Origin of the sequence: Streptomyces sp. NPDC058662 (assembly GCF_042716255.1) — a bacterium.
Taxonomy (GTDB): domain Bacteria; phylum Actinomycetota; class Actinomycetes; order Streptomycetales; family Streptomycetaceae; genus Streptomyces.
This window is the reverse complement of sequence record NZ_JBHXRU010000027.1, coordinates 1-18,829: the sequence shown is the minus strand read 5'-3', so window position 1 is coordinate 18,829 and position 18,829 is coordinate 1. Positions and strand designations below refer to the sequence as shown.

12 protein-coding genes and 1 tRNA gene are annotated in these 18,829 nt (G+C 73.0%); 3 read left to right on the top strand and 10 right to left on the bottom strand.

Going from position 1 to position 18,829, the window contains the following annotated elements; translation table 11 throughout:
• Nucleotide 1: 1 nt before the first annotated feature.
• From ACFWUQ_RS12745 to ACFWUQ_RS12730, 4 genes are all read right to left on the bottom strand, one after another.
• Nucleotides 2-1,231, bottom strand: coding sequence for a hypothetical protein (locus ACFWUQ_RS12745; protein ID WP_384536781.1), 1,230 nt, complete (start codon nucleotides 1,229-1,231; stop codon nucleotides 2-4).
• Nucleotides 1,232-1,343: 112 nt separating this feature from the next.
• The gene (locus tag ACFWUQ_RS12740) at nucleotides 1,344-1,856 is read right to left on the bottom strand and encodes a SigE family RNA polymerase sigma factor (RefSeq protein ID WP_384536778.1); all 513 of its coding nucleotides are present in this window, start codon (nucleotides 1,854-1,856) and stop codon (nucleotides 1,344-1,346) included.
• Between the two features lie 75 nt (nucleotides 1,857-1,931).
• Nucleotides 1,932-2,408, bottom strand: a complete 477-nt coding sequence (locus ACFWUQ_RS12735) for a GNAT family N-acetyltransferase (protein WP_384536775.1) — start codon at nucleotides 2,406-2,408, stop codon at nucleotides 1,932-1,934.
• 156 nt (nucleotides 2,409-2,564) lie between these two features.
• A complete protein-coding gene (locus ACFWUQ_RS12730) occupies nucleotides 2,565-3,626 on the bottom strand; it encodes a serine hydrolase domain-containing protein (protein ID WP_384536773.1) in 1,062 nt (353 codons plus the stop codon).
• Nucleotides 3,627-4,093: 467 nt separating this feature from the next.
• On the opposite strand from ACFWUQ_RS12730, the gene ACFWUQ_RS12725 reads away from it, so the two are divergent.
• The 3 genes from ACFWUQ_RS12725 (at nucleotide 4,094) to ACFWUQ_RS12715 (ending at nucleotide 6,866) form a co-directional block, all read left to right on the top strand.
• Nucleotides 4,094-4,167 (top strand) — tRNA-Thr (locus tag ACFWUQ_RS12725).
• 245 nt (nucleotides 4,168-4,412) lie between these two features.
• A complete protein-coding gene (locus ACFWUQ_RS12720) occupies nucleotides 4,413-6,086 on the top strand; it encodes an Eco57I restriction-modification methylase domain-containing protein (protein WP_384536770.1) in 1,674 nt (557 codons plus the stop codon).
• A 12-nt stretch (nucleotides 6,087-6,098) separates the two neighbouring features.
• A complete protein-coding gene (locus ACFWUQ_RS12715) occupies nucleotides 6,099-6,866 on the top strand; it encodes a PaeR7I family type II restriction endonuclease (RefSeq protein WP_384536767.1) in 768 nt (255 codons plus the stop codon).
• Between the two features lie 79 nt (nucleotides 6,867-6,945).
• On the opposite strand, the gene ACFWUQ_RS12710 is transcribed toward ACFWUQ_RS12715, so the two are convergent.
• From ACFWUQ_RS12710 to ACFWUQ_RS12685, 6 genes are all read right to left on the bottom strand, one after another.
• Nucleotides 6,946-8,514 (bottom strand): alpha/beta hydrolase, encoded by a 1,569-nt coding sequence (locus tag ACFWUQ_RS12710; protein WP_384536764.1) that lies wholly within the window; start codon nucleotides 8,512-8,514, stop codon nucleotides 6,946-6,948.
• A 374-nt stretch (nucleotides 8,515-8,888) separates the two neighbouring features.
• Nucleotides 8,889-10,100 (bottom strand): DNA polymerase III subunit delta', encoded by a 1,212-nt coding sequence (locus ACFWUQ_RS12705; protein WP_384536761.1) that lies wholly within the window; start codon nucleotides 10,098-10,100, stop codon nucleotides 8,889-8,891.
• Nucleotides 10,101-10,200: 100 nt separating this feature from the next.
• A complete protein-coding gene (tmk, locus tag ACFWUQ_RS12700) occupies nucleotides 10,201-13,416 on the bottom strand; it encodes a dTMP kinase (protein ID WP_384536758.1) in 3,216 nt (1,071 codons plus the stop codon).
• A 242-nt stretch (nucleotides 13,417-13,658) separates the two neighbouring features.
• Nucleotides 13,659-16,490 (bottom strand): type I DNA topoisomerase, encoded by a 2,832-nt coding sequence (topA, locus tag ACFWUQ_RS12695; protein ID WP_384536755.1) that lies wholly within the window; start codon nucleotides 16,488-16,490, stop codon nucleotides 13,659-13,661.
• A gap of 311 nt (nucleotides 16,491-16,801) precedes the next feature.
• Nucleotides 16,802-16,999 (bottom strand): hypothetical protein, encoded by a 198-nt coding sequence (locus tag ACFWUQ_RS12690; protein ID WP_384536752.1) that lies wholly within the window; start codon nucleotides 16,997-16,999, stop codon nucleotides 16,802-16,804.
• A gap of 159 nt (nucleotides 17,000-17,158) precedes the next feature.
• Nucleotides 17,159-18,673: a methyltransferase gene (locus ACFWUQ_RS12685; RefSeq protein ID WP_384536749.1), complete on the bottom strand. Its 1,515-nt coding sequence runs from the start codon at nucleotides 18,671-18,673 to the stop codon at nucleotides 17,159-17,161.
• Between the last annotated feature and the right edge of the window lie 156 nt (nucleotides 18,674-18,829).

Here is an 18,829-nt window from a genome sequence, read left to right as displayed (position 1 = left end):
CCTACGGGATCGCGCTCCACCGCGGTGCGAGGGCGATCTCAGTGAGCTGCGCCACCGACAGCGCGGGCTCCGGACGGGTGGCCGCGCCGAACTGCTCGCCCGTGTTGTACGCGGTGACCACCACGCGCAGCCCGTTCGGACGCACGGCTTCCACCGTCCACTCGACCACGCCCCTGCCGTGCTCGGCGGCCTTGCGGATGACCTGCATCCTTGTCCCGTCGTCCGTCGTGGTGACGCCGGGGCCGGTGAGGGCCGGCCGGTTGTCGCCCTTGGTGTGGCTGAGCTGGACCAGCGACAGGCCCTTGCCGTCGTGGAGCACGGCCTGGCCGAACTGGTCGCGCCCCTTGGCGGAGGCGAGCGGGATCCCGTACTTCTCCAGCAGCTCCACGAGGGCGTCCTTCCCGGACACCCCGGTCGACCGGGCCCGCTGGGCCGCCGCCTCCGCGGGGGCGGCCGGCACCGCGTTCAGGGCCTTGTGCCAGACGGTGGAGGTGACCAGGGCCTTCAACTGGACGGTGGACAGCGGCGGATCGGTGCGCGTGACCGGGGACCCCTTCTCCGAGGCGGCGTTCCACTCGGTGGCGGTGACCATGAAACCCCGCGGGTTCACGAGGACGGCCCGCCACGCCTTGGTGTCGACCCGGCGGTCGGAGTACTCGTACCCCTTCTCCAGCAGGATCCTCGTACCGTCGGGCAGGTTCTCGACCGTGCAGTCGTCGTACCCGACGACCTTCCTGTCCCCGCAGGAGGTCAGTTCATGGGCGTGGCTCCCCAGCGGATCGACCTGGGAGAGGCTCACGCTGACGGCCGCCCTGCCCTTCCCGTCGTCGTAGATGCCCGAGGCCATCGGGTAGAGCTCACTGTCCGTCCCGCGAGCCTCGCCGCCGCTCAACTTCCCGCCGGGCAGCAGCGCTTCCAGGTCGGCGAGCATGTCGTCGGCGCTGACCCCGCCGGCGCCCGGCGGCCCGTCGCGGTGGGGGGCGGTGCTCTTCGGGGTCGGCGGCGCGGCGACCTGCGCCGAGCCGGAGGGGCCGATCAGACCGCCGGTATAGGCGCCGGCCGTACCGATCAGGGCGATCGCCAGCACCGATCCGCCGGCCACCGCGGCCCGGCGGCGGGCCACCAGCCTGCGCCCGCGCCGTTCACCGGCCTCCGCGAGGGCGTGCCGGTCGGCGGTGAACCCGTCCCCCGTACGCCGGAGGGCTTCGCCGAGCTCGTCTTCAAAGGACATGGGGAACCAGACCTTCTGTTCAGAGGTGACAGGTGTGACGGGACAGGACCGGCCGGTACGGGCCCGGGGGAGAGCCCCGGCCCCGCCGCCGCGGCCCGGCGGCTCTCTCCGCTCAGTGCGTGGCAGCGAACTCGGCCGACGAGCCGCCGAGTTCCCCACGCAGCCGGGCCAGCGCCCGCGTGGTGCGGGTCCGGACGGCCGCCGAGCTGGCGTTCATCGCGTCGGCGGTCTCCTCGACGCTGCGGTCCTCCCAGTACCGCAGCACCAGCACCGCCCGGTCCTTCGGCGCCAGCCGCCCCAGCGCCTCCAGCAGCGTCAGCCGCAGCGCCGGATCGGCGGCCGCGGCCGCGCCCGGCTCGGGGAACTCCCCGACCGGGCGCTCCCCCGCCGAGCGGCGGCGCTGGTGGGTGAGGAAGGCCCGTACCAGCACCGTCTGCGCGTACGCCGCCGGATTGTCGATACGGGAGATCCGCCCCCAGAGCAGGTACATCCGCCCGAGCGTCTCCTGCACCAGGTCCTCCGCGAGGTGCGTGTCCCCGCTCGTCAGCAGGCAGGCCGACCGGTACAGATGCCCCGACCGGCCCGCCGCGAACTCACGGAACCCGTCCGTGCGCCCCTGCCGCATCCGCTTCCCCCTCGCGTCCGTCCCACCCCAATGACGCGGTGGGGCGCGGAAATGTTTCACCCTCGACAGAACCGGTCAGCCGAACCCGTGGAAGTACACGTGGAACTCCTCGCGGACGAAGCCCTCCGCCTCGTACAGCCCCTGCGCGACCGTGTTGTCGTACGCCGTCTCCAACTGCACCCCGGACGCCCCGGATTCGCGCGCCCGGCGCAGCACCTCGCGCAGCATCGCCCGCCCGGCCCCCGTACGGCGGCCCTCCGGCGCCACGTACAGGTCGCTGAGCACCCAGGCCGTCCGCAGGGCGAGGGAGGAGAAGGTCCGGTACACCTGCGCGAAGCCGACCGTCCCGACGCCGGGTACCGCCGCCAGCAGCACCAGGGACTCGTCCTTCGCGATCCGCTCGGCGAGGAAGGCGCCCGGCAGGTCCGGGTCCTCGGGGAGCACCTCGTAGAAGTCCAGGTAGCCGCGGAACAGCGCGGCGGCCTCCTCGACGTCCGCGGCGCCCGCCACGCGGACCACGACCTCCGCGGTCGCGTCTGCCCTGTCTGTCATGCCGGTCCCCTGTCCCTCGTCCGTTCCCTCACGACGGAGATCATTGTGCGGCGGGCGGTCCTGAGCCTGCGGGCCGGGGGCGTGGGGGCGGTGCGGGGCGGGGGCGTTCGGGCCTTGGGTGGGGCGTGCGGGCCGGGGCGTGGGGGCGGTACCCGCTCAACCGGTCTTCCCGGCGGGGGGCTGGGCGGGCAGCCGGTACACGTGGTCGGGGGTGACGATCTCCGTGATGGCCTCGCCGAACAGCGTGCCGGGATCGGCGCCCTCGTGGGTGATGTCGGTGTTGAGCAGCACCACCAGCGTGGCCTGCGCCTCGGGCAGGTAGACGGTGAGCGACTGGTAGCCGGGCAGGGAGCCGTTGTGGCCGATCCAGCCGTCGACGTTGAAGATGCCCAGGCCGTAGCCCGTGTCCGGCAGGTCCCCGGCCGGGGACACCTTCAACCGCTGCGCCTGCGTGGCGGGCGTCAGCAGGGTGCCGGTGGCCAGGGTCTTCGCCCAGGACTTCATGTCGGCGAGGTCGGAGATCATCGCTCCGGCCGCCCAGCCCCAGGAGGGGTTCCAGTTGGTGGAGTCCTCGGTTCTGCCGGAGGCCGTCTGGTTCGTGTAGCCGTGGGCGTGCGGACTGGGGAACTCCGCGCCGACGGGGAACAGCGTGTGCTTCAGGCCGGCCTCGGCCACGACCTCGCGGTTGATGTACTCGGCCAGCGGGGTCCCGGAGACCTTCTCCACCACGAGGCCGAGCAGGACGAGGTTGGTGTTGCAGTACTGGAACTGCGTGCCCGGCTCGAAGACCACCGGGTGGTCGAAGGAGAACGCGAGCAGCTCCTGCGGGGTGAACTGCCGGTACGGGTCGCTCGTCAGGGCCTTGAAGAACCCCTCGTCCGCGGAGTAGTTGAACAGCCCGCTCCGCATCCCGGCGAGCTCGCGCAGGGTGATCCGGTCACCGTTCGGGACCCCGTCGACGTACGTGCCGATCGGGTCGTCGAGGCCCACCTTCCCGTCGTCCACCAGCTGGAGCAGGGCGGTCACGGTGAAGGTCTTGGTCTCGCTGCCGATCCGCGAGTACAGGTCGGTGGTCATGGGCGTGCCGGTCGCCTTGTCCGCGACACCGAAGGCCCGGACGTACTCCCCCTTGCCGGGCGCCGACAGGTGCACCATCACCCCGGGCACCTCGGCCTCCTCCATCACCTTCTTGACGGCGTCGTCCAGCTTCCGCGCCACCTCCGCATCCACCTGCGGAAACTCCCCCACCCCAGGCGTAGGCGCCGCCACACCGGCGCCGGACCCGGGCGCCACCGCGCCGGGGGCGGACGCTGGAGCCACGGCGGGGACGGTCCCGGGCGCTGCCGCGCCCCAGGCGGGGCCGGCTCCGGACCCCAGGGGCACCGCGAGCAGCCCTGCCGCGGCCGCACCCACCGCCGCCTTGCGCAACCGTGCCGTCATGCCGGGCCTCCTCCGCACTGGCCCCGAGGACACCATCCAAACCAACCTAGCCCGACCCCCCACCCCCGGCGACCGGGCCACTACCCACCCCCGACGCCGCACCGATTCCCACCGCTTCCTCCCCTTAAAGGGTCTATATCCCACCCCTGCAGAACCCGGTTCTGGGCACCCCTCCACAGCCTGTAGACTTGGCGCCGCTGCTGATGAGCGCTCCCTTCCGAGGGAACACTTGTCTGACCAGCGGCGCCGCCTTAGCTCAGCTGGCCAGAGCAACGCACTCGTAATGCGTAGGTCTCGGGTTCGAATCCCGAAGGCGGCTCTGTAGAACCCCCAGGACTCACTCGCCGTGACCTGGGGGTTTTGCTATTTCCAGCGGCGGTAGCGCCTGACCCGCCAAGCCTGGTGCCCCGCCGCACGAAGAGGCCGGCATCACCCCGTCGCACGGCGAGCGGACGGGCTCCCTGGCTCCGACGCCCAGTACACGCGCGGCCGCCGAAAACAGGGAGCTGAGCTGCGGTCTCGCGCCAAAGGCGACCGGTGAAGGAACCCTTGTAAGGTCGCCACGTGGCAACTCCCCCGCTCCCCGACGACCTGCAGCACCTCCCGGACCTCACAGCGGCGGCGGTGGAGCACGGCGAGGTCTTCACGCGGCGGTGGGTGGTCGATCTCATTCTCGATCTCATCGGCTACACGGCCGACAAAGACCTCTGCAACTTGAAGATCGTGGAGCCGGCCTGCGGCGGGGGCGCCTTCCTGGGTGCGATCGCCTCGCGGATCGGTGCCTCATGCCGTGCCCGCAAGCGGCCGATCACGGACGCGCTCGGCGCCGTGCACGCATACGACCTCCTGGACCGGAACGTGCGGGACAGCCGCGCCCTCGTCGAGGCCGAGCTGCTTGCTGCGGGAGGACTCCCGGAGGAGGCGCGGAAGGTAGCCGAGGCCTGGATCGGGCAGGGCGACTACCTGCTGCAGCCGGACCCGGGGTACCAGGCGGACTTCGTCGTCGGCAACCCCCCCTATATCCGACTTGAGGATGTACCGGACGACCGCATGGCGGCCTACCGCAGCATCTGCTCCACCATGGGCGGCCGCGCCGACATCTACGTCGGCTTCTACGAGATCGCACTCCGAAGCCTCAACCCCGCTGGACGCCTGGGTTTCATCTGCGCCGACCGGTGGATGCGGAACCAGTACGGCCGACGACTCCGGCAGTTGGTGACCAAGCAGTTCAGCATGGACCTAGCCCTCGTCATGCATGACGTCGACGCGTTCGCTGACCAGGTCTCGGCCTACCCCGCGATCACCATCATCTCGAACAGCGCGCAGGGCCGCGCGGTTGCCGCGGACACCGCACGGTCCTTCGGAGCCGAGCAGGCCCGGCAGTTCGCCGCCTGGTACGCGGCCGACGGGCCGGCGTCGATCACGGGAGACTCGTTCCAGGCTGCCCGCATGCCTCATTGGTTCCCCGAAGAGGACTCGTGGCCGGCGGCCTCCCCCGCGAGGCTGGCCGTCCTCGAAGACCTCACCGAGCGCTTCCGGCTGCTGGAGGACACCGAGACCGGTACCAAGGTGGGCATCGGCATCGCCACCGGTGCCGACAAGGTCTTCCTCACCAAGGACTCGGACCTCGTCGAGGACGAACGGCTGTTGCCCCTGGCCATGGTCCGCGACACCACCAGCGGCACACTCAGCTGGGACGGTACGCACCTGGTCAATCCCTGGACTGCCAGGGGGGATCTAATCGACCTCGCCGCCTACCCCCGTCTCGCCGCGTACTTCGAGGAACACAGCGAAGTCCTGCGCAAGCGGTATGTCGCGGTCAAGCAGCCGGCGCGCTGGTACAAGACCATCGACAAGGTCGACCACCGCCTCACGCGTCGTCACAAGCTGCTGTTTCCGGATATGAAGCTGAGGATTCATCCGGTCCTCGACGAGGGCCGCCTGTACCCTCATCACAACCTGTACTACATCGTCTCGGACGTCTGGGACATGCGCGTACTCGGTGGCCTGTTGCTGTCCAAGGTCGCGGAGGCATTCGTGGAGGCGTACGCGGTCAAGATGCGCGGCGGGACCCTTCGCTTCCAGGCGCAGTACCTCCGCAAGATCCGCGTGCCCGACCCGGAGGCGATCGACGAGAGCGATCGGGTTGCCCTCCAGGAAGCCTTCGACAAGCGCGATGTCCAGGCGGCGACCGAGGCCGCGCTGCGCGTCTACGGCCTCGCCGAGCTGCCTGACTAGGAGGAGCGGACCGTGACGGTCACCCGCCAGGACTTCGAGGACGCCGTCGCGGCGTACTGGGGCGCCAAGCAGACCCAGATCGATCAGTCTCTGATCAGAGCCGCGGTCGGCGCCGGTACGGCAGGATCCGTGCGGGGCGGCAAGCACTTCGACCCCATCGCCGTGCTCCTGGCGAAGTTCTTCCTCGATGCGGGATACCCGCCCGAAAGCATCAGGATCACGAAGCCGCAGGGTTTGGAACTACCGGGCTACTACAGGCCGCAGAAGCAATGGGATGTGGTCGTGGCCTACGAGGACACCCTTGTTGCGGCCTTCGAGTTGAAGGCACTCGGCGGACCCTCGTTCGGCAACAACTACAACAACCGTGTCGAAGAAGCGCTCGGCAGCGCCGTCGATCTGCGGAGGGCGGCACTTGCCGGCCTGTACCCGGGTGAGAAGCCTTGGCTCGGCTACTTCTTCATCATGCAGGACGACGAGGGTTCGCGGCGGCCCGTGCGGACCGCCGCAGGCGCCCTGCCGGTTGACGAAATCTGGCACGGCACCTCCTATCAGGACCGATTCGGAATCTTCTGCGAGCGCCTCATGGCCGAGCAGCTCTATGACGCCGTCTGCTATGTGACCTCGTCGGCCGATGACCCCAAGCCGACCGAGCCGGTCCGCAGCCTGGACTGGCGGCATTTCTCGGCCGCCATAAACGCGCGTCTGACCTACCTGCAGGAGCTGGGCCTTCCCATGCCGCAGGGATACCGGAGCACGCTCTTCGGCGGTCCGACAGGCTGACGGCGACAGGGCCGTTCCGACGCCTCCTCGCCCCCGCCCCGTATGCGTCGCAGCCTTATGAAGACGGGAGCGGCGGGGGTCAGCACTTCGTGTTGGGGGTAGGGGGAGTGCCTTGGAGGAGGTATTCGTTGATTGCGGAGTCGATGCACGAGCTGCCTCGGCCGTAGGCCGTGTGGCCGTCGCCGTCGTAGGTGAGGAGCGTGCCCGAGGTCAGCTGGGCGGCGAGCGCCTGGGCCCACTTGTACGGGGTGGCCGGGTCGCGGGTGGTGCCCACGACCACGATCGGCGGGGCGCCCTCGGCGGTCAGCGGCTTCGCCGTGCCCTTCGCCTTCACGGGCCAGTACGCGCAGTTCAGTGAGGCCCAGGCGAGGCCCGCGCCGAAGACCGGGGACGCCTTCTCGAAGGAGGGCAAAGCCGCGTCGACCGCCTCCGGGCCGTTGAACGCGGGCGGCTGGTCGAGGCAGTTGACGGCCGCGTTCGCGAACATCAGGTTGGCGTAGGTGCCGTCCGGCTCGCGTTCGTAGTAGCTGTCGGCGAGGGACAGCAGGCCCGCCCCGTCGCCGTCCATGGCCGAGGCCAGTGCGTCGCGCAGCTGCGGCCAGGCGCTCTCGTCGTACAGCGCCGCGATCACCCCGGTCGTCGCCAGGGACTCCCCCAGCGGGCGTCCGGCCTCGCCCGTGGGCACCGGCTGGGCGTCGACCTTGCGGAAGAACTCCTTCAACCGGGCCCCCACCGCGGCCGGACCGCCCCTGCCGAGCGGGCAGTCGGGCTGCTTCGCGCAGTCCACGGCGAAGGCCGTGAAGGCGGTCTCGAAGCCCGCCGTCTGGTCCCGGTTCAGGTCGAGCGCCGGGCGGGACGGGTCCATGGCGCCGTCCAGGACCAGTCGGCCGACCCGGTCCGGGAACAGGTCCGCGTACGTGGCGCCGAGGAACGTGCCGTAGGAGGCGCCGACGTACGTGAGCTTCCGGTCGCCCAGCACCCCGCGGAGCAGGTCCATGTCGCGGGCGGCGTCGACGGTGGAGACGAAGGGCAGGATGCGCTGCGAGCGCTTCTGGCAGCCGGCCGCGAACTCCTTGAACGCCGCCACCAGCCGCGCCCGCTCCGCCGCGTCGTCCGGTGTCTGGTCCACCTGCGTGTACGTGTCCATGGCGGGGCCGGTCAGGCACTCGACGGGGCTGCTCCGGTCCACGCCGCGCGGATCGAAGGAGACCATGTCGTACTGGGCGCGGACGGGCGCGGGGTAGCCGATGCCCGCGTACGCCTGCAGGTAGCCGAGGCCGGAACCGCCCGGGCCGCCCGGGTTGACCACGAGCGAGCCGAGCCGCTTGCCGGGGCCGGTGGCCGGGCGGCGGGCCACCGCGATGTCGACATCCTGGCCGGAGCCCGCGGCGGCGTAGTCCAGCGGGGCCTTCATCGTGGAGCACTGGAAGCCGACGACGCCGCAGTCGCGCCAGGTCAGCTTCTGCTCGTAGTACGGGCGCAGCGTGGCCGCGTCGGGGGCCGGCCGCGCGGTCGGCGTGGCGGACGTCCCGGTGGCGGAGGCGGCGGCCCGGGGGCCGCCCGTACCGCCGGAGCTGCACCCGGAGAGCAGCAGCCCGGCGGCTGCGATCACGGTCCCGGTGGTACGCAGCACGCGACTGGTGTCCATTCCAGGAGCGTAATCGCTGCCGGCGCCGACCTGTCGGCGTCCGTGCCGCCGGACGGCCGCCCCGCCTTCCGGCGGCCCGGGCCTGGGGCGGGCGGGCCCGGCCCGGGCCGGGTGCGTCCCGGACACGGCGGACCGTCCGCTCGTACGGGTGAGCCGGTCAACCGGGCGCACGCGGCCGAGCCCGGCGGGCCCGCCGGGGCGAGACGGCCGCGGCCGGGACGGTCGGGCGGGGACGGTCGGGGCGAAGCGGTCGGGCCGGGACGGTCAGGGCGAGGCGGTCGGGGCGAGGCGGTCAGGCCGGGCCTGTCGGGGCGAGTCGGTCGCGTCGGGCCGGTGAGGTCGGTCCGGTCGGGCCGGGTCGCGCCGCGGCGGGCTCAGCCGGACCGCAGCGACATGGTCATCGCCTCGACCGCGAGGAGCGGGGCCACGTTCCGGTCGAGGGCGTCCCGGCAGGCGATGATCGCCTCGATCCTGCGCAGCGTCCGCTCGGGGCCCGACGCGCGGGCGATCCGGTCGAGGTCGGGCCGTATCTCCTCGTTCGAGATGGCCACGGAGGAGCCGAGCTGCAGAGCGAGCACATCCCGGTAGAAGCCGGTGAGGTCGGTCAGGGCCAGGTCGAGGCTGTCGCGCTGGGTGCGCGTGCGGCGGCGTTTCTGCCGGTCCTCCAGCTCTTTCATGACGCCCGCCGTACCGCGCGGCATCCTGCTGCCCGCGCCCGCCCCGGCGCCGAGGGCGGCCCGCAGCTCCTCGGTCTCCTTGGTGTCGACCTCCTCCGCGACCTGCTTGGCGTCCTCAGCGGCGGCGTCGACCAGCTCCTGCGCGGCCTTGAGGCAGCCGCCCACGTCGTCGACGCGGAGCGGGAGGCGCAGGACCGCGGTCCGGCGCGCGCGGGCGGCCGGGTCGGTGGCGAGACGGCGGGCCCGTCCGATGTGCCCCTGGGTCGCGCGCGCGGCGACCGCGGCGACCTCGGGCTCGATACCGTCCCGCCGGACCAGGACGTCGGCGACGGCCTCGACGGGCGGGGTACGCAGGGTCAGGTGCCGGCAGCGGGAGCGGATCGTCGGCAGCACGTCCTCCAGCGAGGGGGCGCACAGCAGCCACACCGTCCGGGGCGCCGGCTCCTCGACGGCCTTGAGCAGCACATTGCCCGCACCCTCGGTGAGCCGGTCGGCGTCCTCCAGGACGATGACCTGCCAGCGGCCCACCGCCGGCGAGAGCTGGGCCCTGCGCACCAGGTCGCGGGTCTCCTTCACACCGATGGACAGCAGATCCGTACGGACGATCTCCACATCGGCGTGCGTGCCGATCACGGTGGTGTGGCAGCCGTCGCAGAAGCCGCAGCCGGGCTCACCGCCGAGGGCGCGGTCGGGGCTGGTGCACTGGAGGGCGGCGGCGAAGGCCCGGGCGGCGGTGGACCGCCCGGAACCGGGCGGGCCCGTGAACAGCCAGGCGTGCGTCATCTTGGACGCGGCGGGCGGCGCGGTGCCATCCGCCACGGCCGTGACCAGCGCGTCGGCGTCGCGGGCGGCGGCGGCGAGCTGCGTCTGGACCCGCTCCTGTCCCACCAGGTCGTCCCATACGGGCATGCCGCCCACCGCCTTCCGCTCTCCGCCGTCGTCCGCTTCCCGTCCGTGCGCGCCTGTTCACAGTGTGGCGCGCGCCACTGACAATCCGGTGCGGCCCCCGTCAGCGGCGGCGGCGCGGACGGTCCTCGTCCTCGTCGCCCTCGTCCCGGTGGCGGCCCAGCAGCTCGTCGGCCAGCGTCGGGAGGTCGTCCAGCGGAGTCTCCTCGGCCCAGTCCGAGCGGGTCCGGCGCTGCCGGCCGTCCTCGTCGAGCAGCGGGAGCTCCCGCGTCCGGTCGTTGCCGGTGTCGCGGAAGATGCCGGGCGGTACCCGGTCGGCCGGGTTCTCCTCCGAGCGCCGGGCCGTCGGCCGCGAGGCCGACCGCGCGCTCGCCGCGGGCGGCGCGGTCGCCGCCGGCGGAGCGGTGTCCGGGCGCACGGGGGGCAGCACAGCCGTCTCGTCGGCCAGGCGCACGGGCGGCAGCACGGCCGTCTCGTCGGCTGCGCCGGTACGCGGCCGGGCGGGGTCGACCTTGGGGACCGGAACCGTCTCGGTGACGTCGTCCGGCTGCAGGACCCGCCGGTCCGGCGGGTTCTGCCGGGTCACGGGCGTCTCGACCGTCACCTCGCTGTCCTGCCGTTCCTGCCGTTCCTGCCGTTCCTGACGCGCCGCCGGAGCGGGGGCCGGAGCCGCAGCCGGCGCCGCGGCAGGAGCCGAAGCCGCTGCAGCCGCCGCCGCAGCCGCGGTCTTCGCCGCCACCTCGGCCGCCGCGGCCTCCGCCAGCCGCCGTGCCTGCTCGGCCTTCAGCAGGGCCTCCTCGGCCCGCCGCTGCTTCTCCAGCCGGCGCTCCTCGGCCTCGGCCCGCAGCCGGGCCTCCTCCTCGGCCTGCCGCCGCAGCCGCTCCCGCTCCTCCGCGCGTGCCTTCTCCTCGGCCTCCGCGCGCAGGCGCTCGGCCTCGGCCCGTGCCCGGGCCTCCTCCTCGGCGCGCAGCCGCTCCTCCTCCGCCTTGCGGGCGGCCTCGGCCTCGGCCCTGACGCGCGCCTCCTCGGCCTCGCGGGCCCGGCGGGCCTCCTCCTCGGCCCGCAGCCGCTCCTCCTCGGCCTTGCGCGCCGCTTCCTCCTCGGCCTTGCGCCGGGCCTCCTCCTCCGCGAGGCGCCGGGCCTCCGCCAGGGCGGCCACCTCGGCCTCGGAGAGCGGAAGCATCCGGTCCAGGCGGTGCCGTACGACGGTGGTCACCGAGTCGGGGTCCTGGCCCGCGTCGACCACCAGGTAGCGCCCGGGGTCGGAGGCGGCCAGCGTCAGGAACCCGGACCGCACCCGCTGGTGGAACTCCGCCGGTTCCGACTCCAGCCGGTCCGGGGCCTCCGTGAACCGCTCCCGCGCCGCCTCCGGCGACACGTCGAGCAGCACGGTCAGGTTCGGTACGAGGCCGTCCGTGGCCCAGCGCGAGATCCGGGCGATCTCGGTCGGCGACAGGTCGCGGCCGGCGCCCTGGTAGGCCACCGAGGAGTCGATGTAGCGGTCCGAGATGACGACCGCGCCGCGCTCAAGCGCCGGGCGGACGACCGTGTCCACGTGCTCCGCCCGGTCGGCCGCGTACAGGAGCGCCTCGGCGCGGTCGGACAGGCCCGCCGAGGAGACGTCGAGCAGGATCGAGCGCAGCCGCTTGCCCACCGGGGTGGCGCCGGGCTCGCGCGTCACGACCACCTCGTGGCCCTTGCCCCGTATCCAGTCGGCGAGTGCCTGCACCTGGGTGGACTTGCCGGCGCCGTCGCCGCCCTCCAGGGCGACGAAGAAGCCCGTGGCGGACGGCGCCTGGTCGGGCTCGCCGCCGCGCAGCGCCTCGCGCAGGTCACGTCGCAGCGGTACGCCGCTCCGGTCGTCCGCCTTGGTGAGCACCACCACGGCGACCGGCAGGAGCAGCGCGCCGACCAGCATCAGCGTGAAGGCGGCGCCGCCGTGGGCGAAGACCACGTCGCCGCCGGTGAGCCGGTGCGGGCCGATCGCCGAGGCCAGGACCGGGGCGACGACGGCCCCGACGGCCAGGGCGACCCGTACGACCGCCTGGAGGTGCTCGGTGAGGCGGGCCCGGCGGAACTCCTCGGTCTCCTGGTCCAGCAGGGTGTGGCCGGTGTTGGCCGCCACGCCCGCGGCGGTGCCCGCGAGCAGCGACAGGAACAGCACGGTCGCGGTGTCCGGGACCAGCCCGGCCAGCAGCAGCGCCAGGCCGGTGACCGCTATGGCGAGGGCCAGCAGCCGGCGCCGGGACAGGGCGGGCAGGACCTTGCCGGCCTGGGTGGCGCGGATGCCGGCGGCGGCGCCGCCGACCAGTGCCAGGACGAACAGTGCGAAGGAGGCCGGACCGCCGCCCAGGTCGAAGGCGTGCAGCACGGCCACCGCGACGGCGCAGGACACCGCTCCGGCGACGGCGGCGCAGGCCAGTACGAGGAGCGGGATGGCGCCCGTACGGCCCTTGTCGGGGCGGTCGCCGGCCTTGGGGGCGCGCAGGCCCTCCAGCGGGGACCGGGGGCGGGGGGTCTTGTCACCGGGCAGTACCAGCGGCAGCAGCAGCGAGATCGATGCCGCGAAGAGGCCGGCGGCCACGTACGAGCCGAGGGCCGCCTGGTTCGCGGCGAACCAGTCCACGCCGAGGCCGAGGGCCTTGCCGACCAGGGTCGCGGCGAGCAGGGCGGCCGCCGCGACGGGCAGGGCCGCGAAAGCCGTACGCAGGGTCAGCCGGCGCAGCGCGTCCATGTGGTCCGGGAGCGGCCTGACCGTCGCCCCCTCGGGCGGCGGCGCGGGCAGCAGGGCGGGAGCGGCGCTCTCCTTGGCCAGCGTCCACAGCCGTTCGGCGGCGCCGGAGACGAAGACGGTGGCCAGCAGCGCCGTGAGCGCGTGGGCCGGAATCCAGTCGAGCCAGAGCGGCGCGACGACGAACAGCCCGAGGCGGACCCCGTCGGCGGCGATCATCGTCCAGCGGCGGTCCAGCTTGCCGTCGGGGGCCATCAGGCCGGCGAGCGGGCCGAGGAGGGCCGCGCCGAAGACCACGGTGGCGAGGATGCGGACGCCGAAGACGACGGCGACGGTGAGGGCCGCGCCCCGGTAGCCGCCGCCGAAGGCTCCTTCGGAGAGGGCGGCCTGGAGCGCCAGCAGCACCAGGACCAGCAGGGCGAGGGCATCGCCGATGCCGCTCACCACCTGGGCGCTCCACAGCCGGCGCAGCCGGGGGGTGCGCAGCAGCGCGCGCACCGCCCTCTCGCGGGAATCCGCGGCTAGGGCTTCGTCGTAGGTCATGTTGGCCTCGGCGGTCACGACCGTCGGCTGCTCGGCTCGCGTCATCCGCCCAGCCTATCCGCTGTGCCTGGCGGGCGCGGAGGCCTGTGGACGAGGTCCGCTGTGACCCCTCCCCCACCTGCGGCCCGGACGTCCGCCGGGAGCACGGGCGGGGCCCCGCGCACCGCGCGGGGCCCCGTACCGATCATCTGCAGCCGGGCGGTCACTCCCGACCCGCACCTCCGCGACCCGGACTTCCCCGGCCCGGACCTCCGCGACCCGAACCTCCCCGGCCCGAGCCCCTCGGCCTAGTCCTCCGAGGAAGCGGTCGCCGCCGCCTTCTTCGGAGGCGTCTTCTTGACGGCGGTCTTGGCGGCCGTCGCCTTCTTCGCCGTCGTCGTCTTCTTCGCGGCGGCGGTCTTGGTCGCCGCCGCCTTCTTCGCGGGCGCCTTCTTGGCCGGTGCCTTCTTGGCCGGTGCCTTCTTCGCGACCTTCTTCGCCGGGCCCTTGGCCCGCTTCTCCGCGAGCAGCTCGTACCCGCGCTCCGGCGTGATGGTCTCTACGTCGTCGTCGCGCCGCAGGGTGGCGTTCGTCTCGCCGTCCGTCACGTACGGGCCGAAGCGGCCGTCCTTGACGACGACCGGCTTCTCGCTCACCGGGTCCGTACCCAGCTCCTTCAACGGCGGCTTGGCCGCGGCGCGGCCGCGCTGCTTCGGCTGGGCGTAGATGGCGAGGGCCTCGTCCAGCGTGATCGAGAACAGCTGGTCCTCGGTCTCCAGCGACCGCGAGTCCGTGCCCTTCTTCAGGTACGGGCCGTAGCGGCCGTTCTGGGCCGTGATCTCCACGCCCTCCGCGTCCGTGCCGACGACGCGGGGCAGCGACATCAGTTTCAGCGCGTCGTCGAGGGTGACGGTGTCCAGGCTCATCGACGCGAAGAGGGAGGCGGTCCGCGGCTTGACCGCGTTCTTGCCGGTCTTCGGCGTGCCCTCGGGCAGGATCTCCGTCACGTAGGGGCCGTAGCGGCCGTCCTTGGCGACGATCTCGTTCCCGCTGACCGGGTCCTTGCCGAGCTCGAACTCGCCGCTCGGCTTCGCGAACAGCTCCTCGGCGTACTCCACCGTCAGCTCGTCCGGAGCCATGTCGTCCGGTACGTCGGCCCGCTGGTGGCCCTCCGCGTCCTTCTCGCCCCGCTCCACGTACGGGCCGTAGCGGCCGACGCGCAGCACGATGCCCTCGCCGACGGGGAAGGAGGAGATCTCCCGGGCGTCGATGGCGCCCAGGTCGGTGACCAGTTCCTTGAGACCGCCCAGGTGGTCGCCCGTGGCGGGCACGACCTCGGTGGCGTCCTCCGAGCCGAAGTAGAAGCGCTTGAGCCACGGCACGGACTGGGCCTCACCGCGTGCGATGCGGTCGAGGTCGTCCTCCATCTTCGCGGTGAAGTCGTAGTCGACGAGCCGCCCGAAGTGCGTCTCCAGGAGGTTGACCACGGCGAACGACAGGAAGGACGGCACGAGCGCCGTGCCCTTCTTGAAGACGTAGCCCCGGTCGAGGATGGTGCCGATGATCGAGGCGTACGTCGACGGGCGGCCGATCTCGCGCTCTTCGAGCTCCTTGACCAGCGAGGCCTCGGTGTAGCGGGCCGGCGGCTTGGTCGAGTGGCCGTCCGCGGTGATCTCCTCGGCGGCGAGCGGGTCGCCCTCCGCCACCTGCGGGAGGCGCTTCTCGCGGTCGTCGAGCTCGGCGTTCGGGTCGTCCGCGCCTTCGACGTACGCCTTCATGAAGCCGTGGAAGGTGATGGTCTTGCCGGAGGCGGAGAACTCGGCGTCGCGCCCGTCGCTCGCCCGGCCGCCGATCTTCACGGTGACCGAGTTGCCGACCGCGTCCTTCATCTGGGAGGCGACGGTCCGCTTCCAGATCAGCTCGTACAGGCGGAACTGGTCCCCGGTCAGGCCCGTCTCGGCCGGCGTGCGGAAACGATCACCCGAGGGGCGGATCGCCTCGTGCGCCTCCTGGGCGTTCTTGACCTTGCCCGCGTAGACCCGCGGCTTCTCCGGCAGGTAGTCGGCGCCGTACAACTGCGTGACCTGGGCCCGCGCCGCCCGGACGGCGGTGTCGGAGAGCGTCGTGGAGTCCGTACGCATGTAGGTGATGAAGCCGTTCTCGTACAGCTTCTGCGCCACCTGCATGGTCGCCTTCGCACCGAAGCCGAGCTTGCGCGAGGCCTCCTGCTGGAGCGTGGTCGTACGGAAGGGGGCGTACGGGGAGCGGCGGTACGGCTTGGACTCCACCGAGCGGACGGCGAACGAGGCACCCTCCAGCGAGGCGGCGAGCGCCCGGGCATTCGCCTCGTCGAGGTGCAGCACCTCGCTCTTGAGCTGCCCGTTCGAGCCGAAGTCGCGGCCCTGCGCCACGCGCTTGCCGTCCACCGTGTTCAGGCGGGCAACCAGCGTCGAGGGGTCGGAGGCGTCACCGGCGCGGCCGGTGGAGAAGGTTCCGGTCAGGTCCCAGTACTCGGCGGAACGGAAGGCGATGCGCTCGCGCTCCCGCTCGACGACGAGGCGGGTGGCCACCGACTGGACGCGGCCGGCCGACAGGCGCGGCATGACCTTCTTCCACAGGACCGGCGAGACCTCGTAGCCGTAGAGGCGGTCGAGGATGCGGCGGGTCTCCTGGGCGTCGACCATGCGCTGGTTGAGCTCGCGCGGGTTGGCGACGGCGTCGCGGATCGCGTCCTTGGTGATCTCGTGGAAGACCATCCGGTGGACGGGGACCTTGGGCTTGAGGACTTCCTGCAGGTGCCACGCGATGGCTTCGCCCTCGCGGTCCTCATCGGTGGCGAGGAAGAGCTCGTCGGATTCGGCCAGCAGTTCCTTGAGCTTGCGGACCTGCGCCTTCTTGTCCGCGTTGACGACGTAGATCGGCTGGAAGTCGTGCTCGACGTCCACTCCGAGGCGGCGGACCTCGCCGGTGTACTTGTCGGGAACCTCGGCCGCGCCGTTCGGGAGGTCGCGGATGTGCCCGACGCTCGCCTCGACGACGTATCCGGGGCCGAGGTAGCCCTTGATCGTCTTCGCCTTGGCAGGGGACTCGACGATGACGAGTCGGCGGCCGCCATGTGCGGTCTCGCTAGTCGGGGACAACTTGGCTCTTCTCTCCGGTCGGCACTCGGTCGCGGTACGGCGACGCTGCGGAGTGTGACGGTACAACCCGCACCCGTGTCAAACGGCACAAGCCCGCAACGGCCACTCGAACGGTAACCCGACAAGTGCCACTTCTGCCGCCCGGATGCCGCGCCGGACCGTTCCCGGTCACCGGGCCGAGTGGCCGCGGGGCCACCTGGCCCCGCTCCCGCGCGTCGCGCCTCGACCGCCCCGTAAGCCGCCCCGCACCGGTCCCGGCCGGGGTCCGCGGGCGGTGCCCGGGCCGCCGTACGCGGCTCCGCGCCGCGGCGTCAGAGCCGCGTGATGCACCACACGCCGAGGGCCAGCGACACGCCGCCGGACAGCAGGGCGAGCGCCGCGGCCACGACGGGGCGCGCGCCCTCTGCCACCGGCGCGCGGTGCAGCGAGCGCGCCCCCGTCCAGGCCAGCAGAGCGGCTCCGAACAGCAGGAACACGGTCGCTGCGAAGATCGCCGGGCCCTGGTCCATGCCGTTCCCCATACCCCTGAGCCGCTCCGTCGGGACCCCCCCGGATCCCGCTCAGCAGGAGCATGACAGCCGTAGGGGAACGGGCGGCGAACCCCCGGTGACATCCGGGTGCCGCCCCCGCCCCGGACGTTCCCGCGGGCGCTTTCCGGACCGCTGCGGCTACGGCGCCGGGTCGGCCGCGGGCTCCAGGAACCCCTGCTCGACCAGCAGCCGGATGGCCTCCGGAGTACGGTCCCGCAGAACGACCGGATCCTCCTGCACCAGCTGCGCGATCGCGTCGAGGATGCGGCCCGCGCTGAGTGAGCCGTCACACACTCCGGCGAACCCGGCCCCGACCGTGTCGACCTCGGTGGCGCGCCGCATCCCGCGGTGCTGCCGCAGCACCACGTGCTCCGGGTCCTCCGCGCCCGGGGCGCCGACCTGCTCCTGGACCACGTCCGCGGCGAGTGCGAAGTACGCCTCCAGCAGCGCGGCGTCGTCGTGGTCGCGCAGGTAGTCCTGCCGGGCGAAGTGCGCCAGCACCGTCTCGCCGAGCGGCTGCTCCACCGGGTGCGGCCACTCCTCGACCACGATCGAGGGCTCGTCCGCGTCCGACCGGCGCAGGGTGATCCAGCCGAAACCGACGGACTTGGTCTTGCGGGCCTCGAACTCGTCCAGCCAGTCCTCGTACCGCTGGACGTACTCGGCCGGGTCGGTGCGGTGGTCGCCCCCGTCGCGCAGCCACAGCTCCGCGTACTGCGTCACGTCCTGCACGTCGCGCTGCACGATCCACGCGTCGCAGCCGCGCGGCACCCAGGAGCGCAGCCGGTCCCGCCAGTCCTCGCCCTCGACGTGCTGCCAGTTGCCGAGGAACTGCGCGAACCCGCCCGGGCGCAGATGGGCGCCGGCCTGCTGCACCAGCGTCCGGCACAGGTCGTCGCCGCCCATGCCGCCGTCGCGGTACGTCAGCCGGGCGCCCGGGGAGATCACGAAGGGCGGGTTCGACACGATCAGGTCGAAGGTCGCGTCGCCGACCGGCTCGAAGAGCGAGCCGGTGAGCAGCTCGGCCTCGGGGGCTCCCGACAGGGCGAGGGTCAGGCGGGTGAACTCCAGGGCGCGGGGGTTGACGTCGGTGGCGGTGACCCGGGTGGCGTGCCGGCCGGCGTGCAGCGCCTGGATGCCCGAGCCGGTCCCGAGGTCGAGGGCGGAGCCGACCGGCGTGCGCACGGTGATCCCGGCCAGGGTGGTGGACGCGCCGCCGACGCCGAGGACCACGGCCTCCTCGCGGCTGCCGATCCCGCCGGCCCCGCCGACGGCGCAGCCGAGGTCGGACGCGATGAACCAGTCCTCGCCGTCCGGGCCGCCGTAGGGCCGCACATCGACGGTGGCGCGCACCTCGTCGCCCTCGCGCCGCAACCAGCCGTCGGCCAGGGCGGTCTCGACGGGCAGCGCGGCGGCGGCGTGCGCGTACGCCACGGGCTGCTGGAGCAGGAACAGCCGGACCAGGCTCGCGAGGGGGGCGTCGCCCGCGGCGCGGGTGGCCCGCAGGGCGGGCACCGTCTCACTGCGGGCCAGGGCCGCGTAGGCGGGGGCGCCGAGCAGGTCGAGCAGTCCGTCGGCGGTGAACCCGGCGGCGAGCAGAGCGGTGCGGAGCTCGGCGGCGCGGGCGGACGAGGGAAGGCTGGTGGTACTCACCCGTCCATTGTGTCCGCTGGGAGCGCCGATCCGTGCGCCGCGCGGTCGTCGGCGTGGGACCCGGCTCCGCGCGCCGCCCGCCCGGGGGCCGGCCCTACGCACGCGGCCGCCCGCCCCGGGGCGCACGACAGGGCGGCCGCGGCCCCCTCAAGGGAC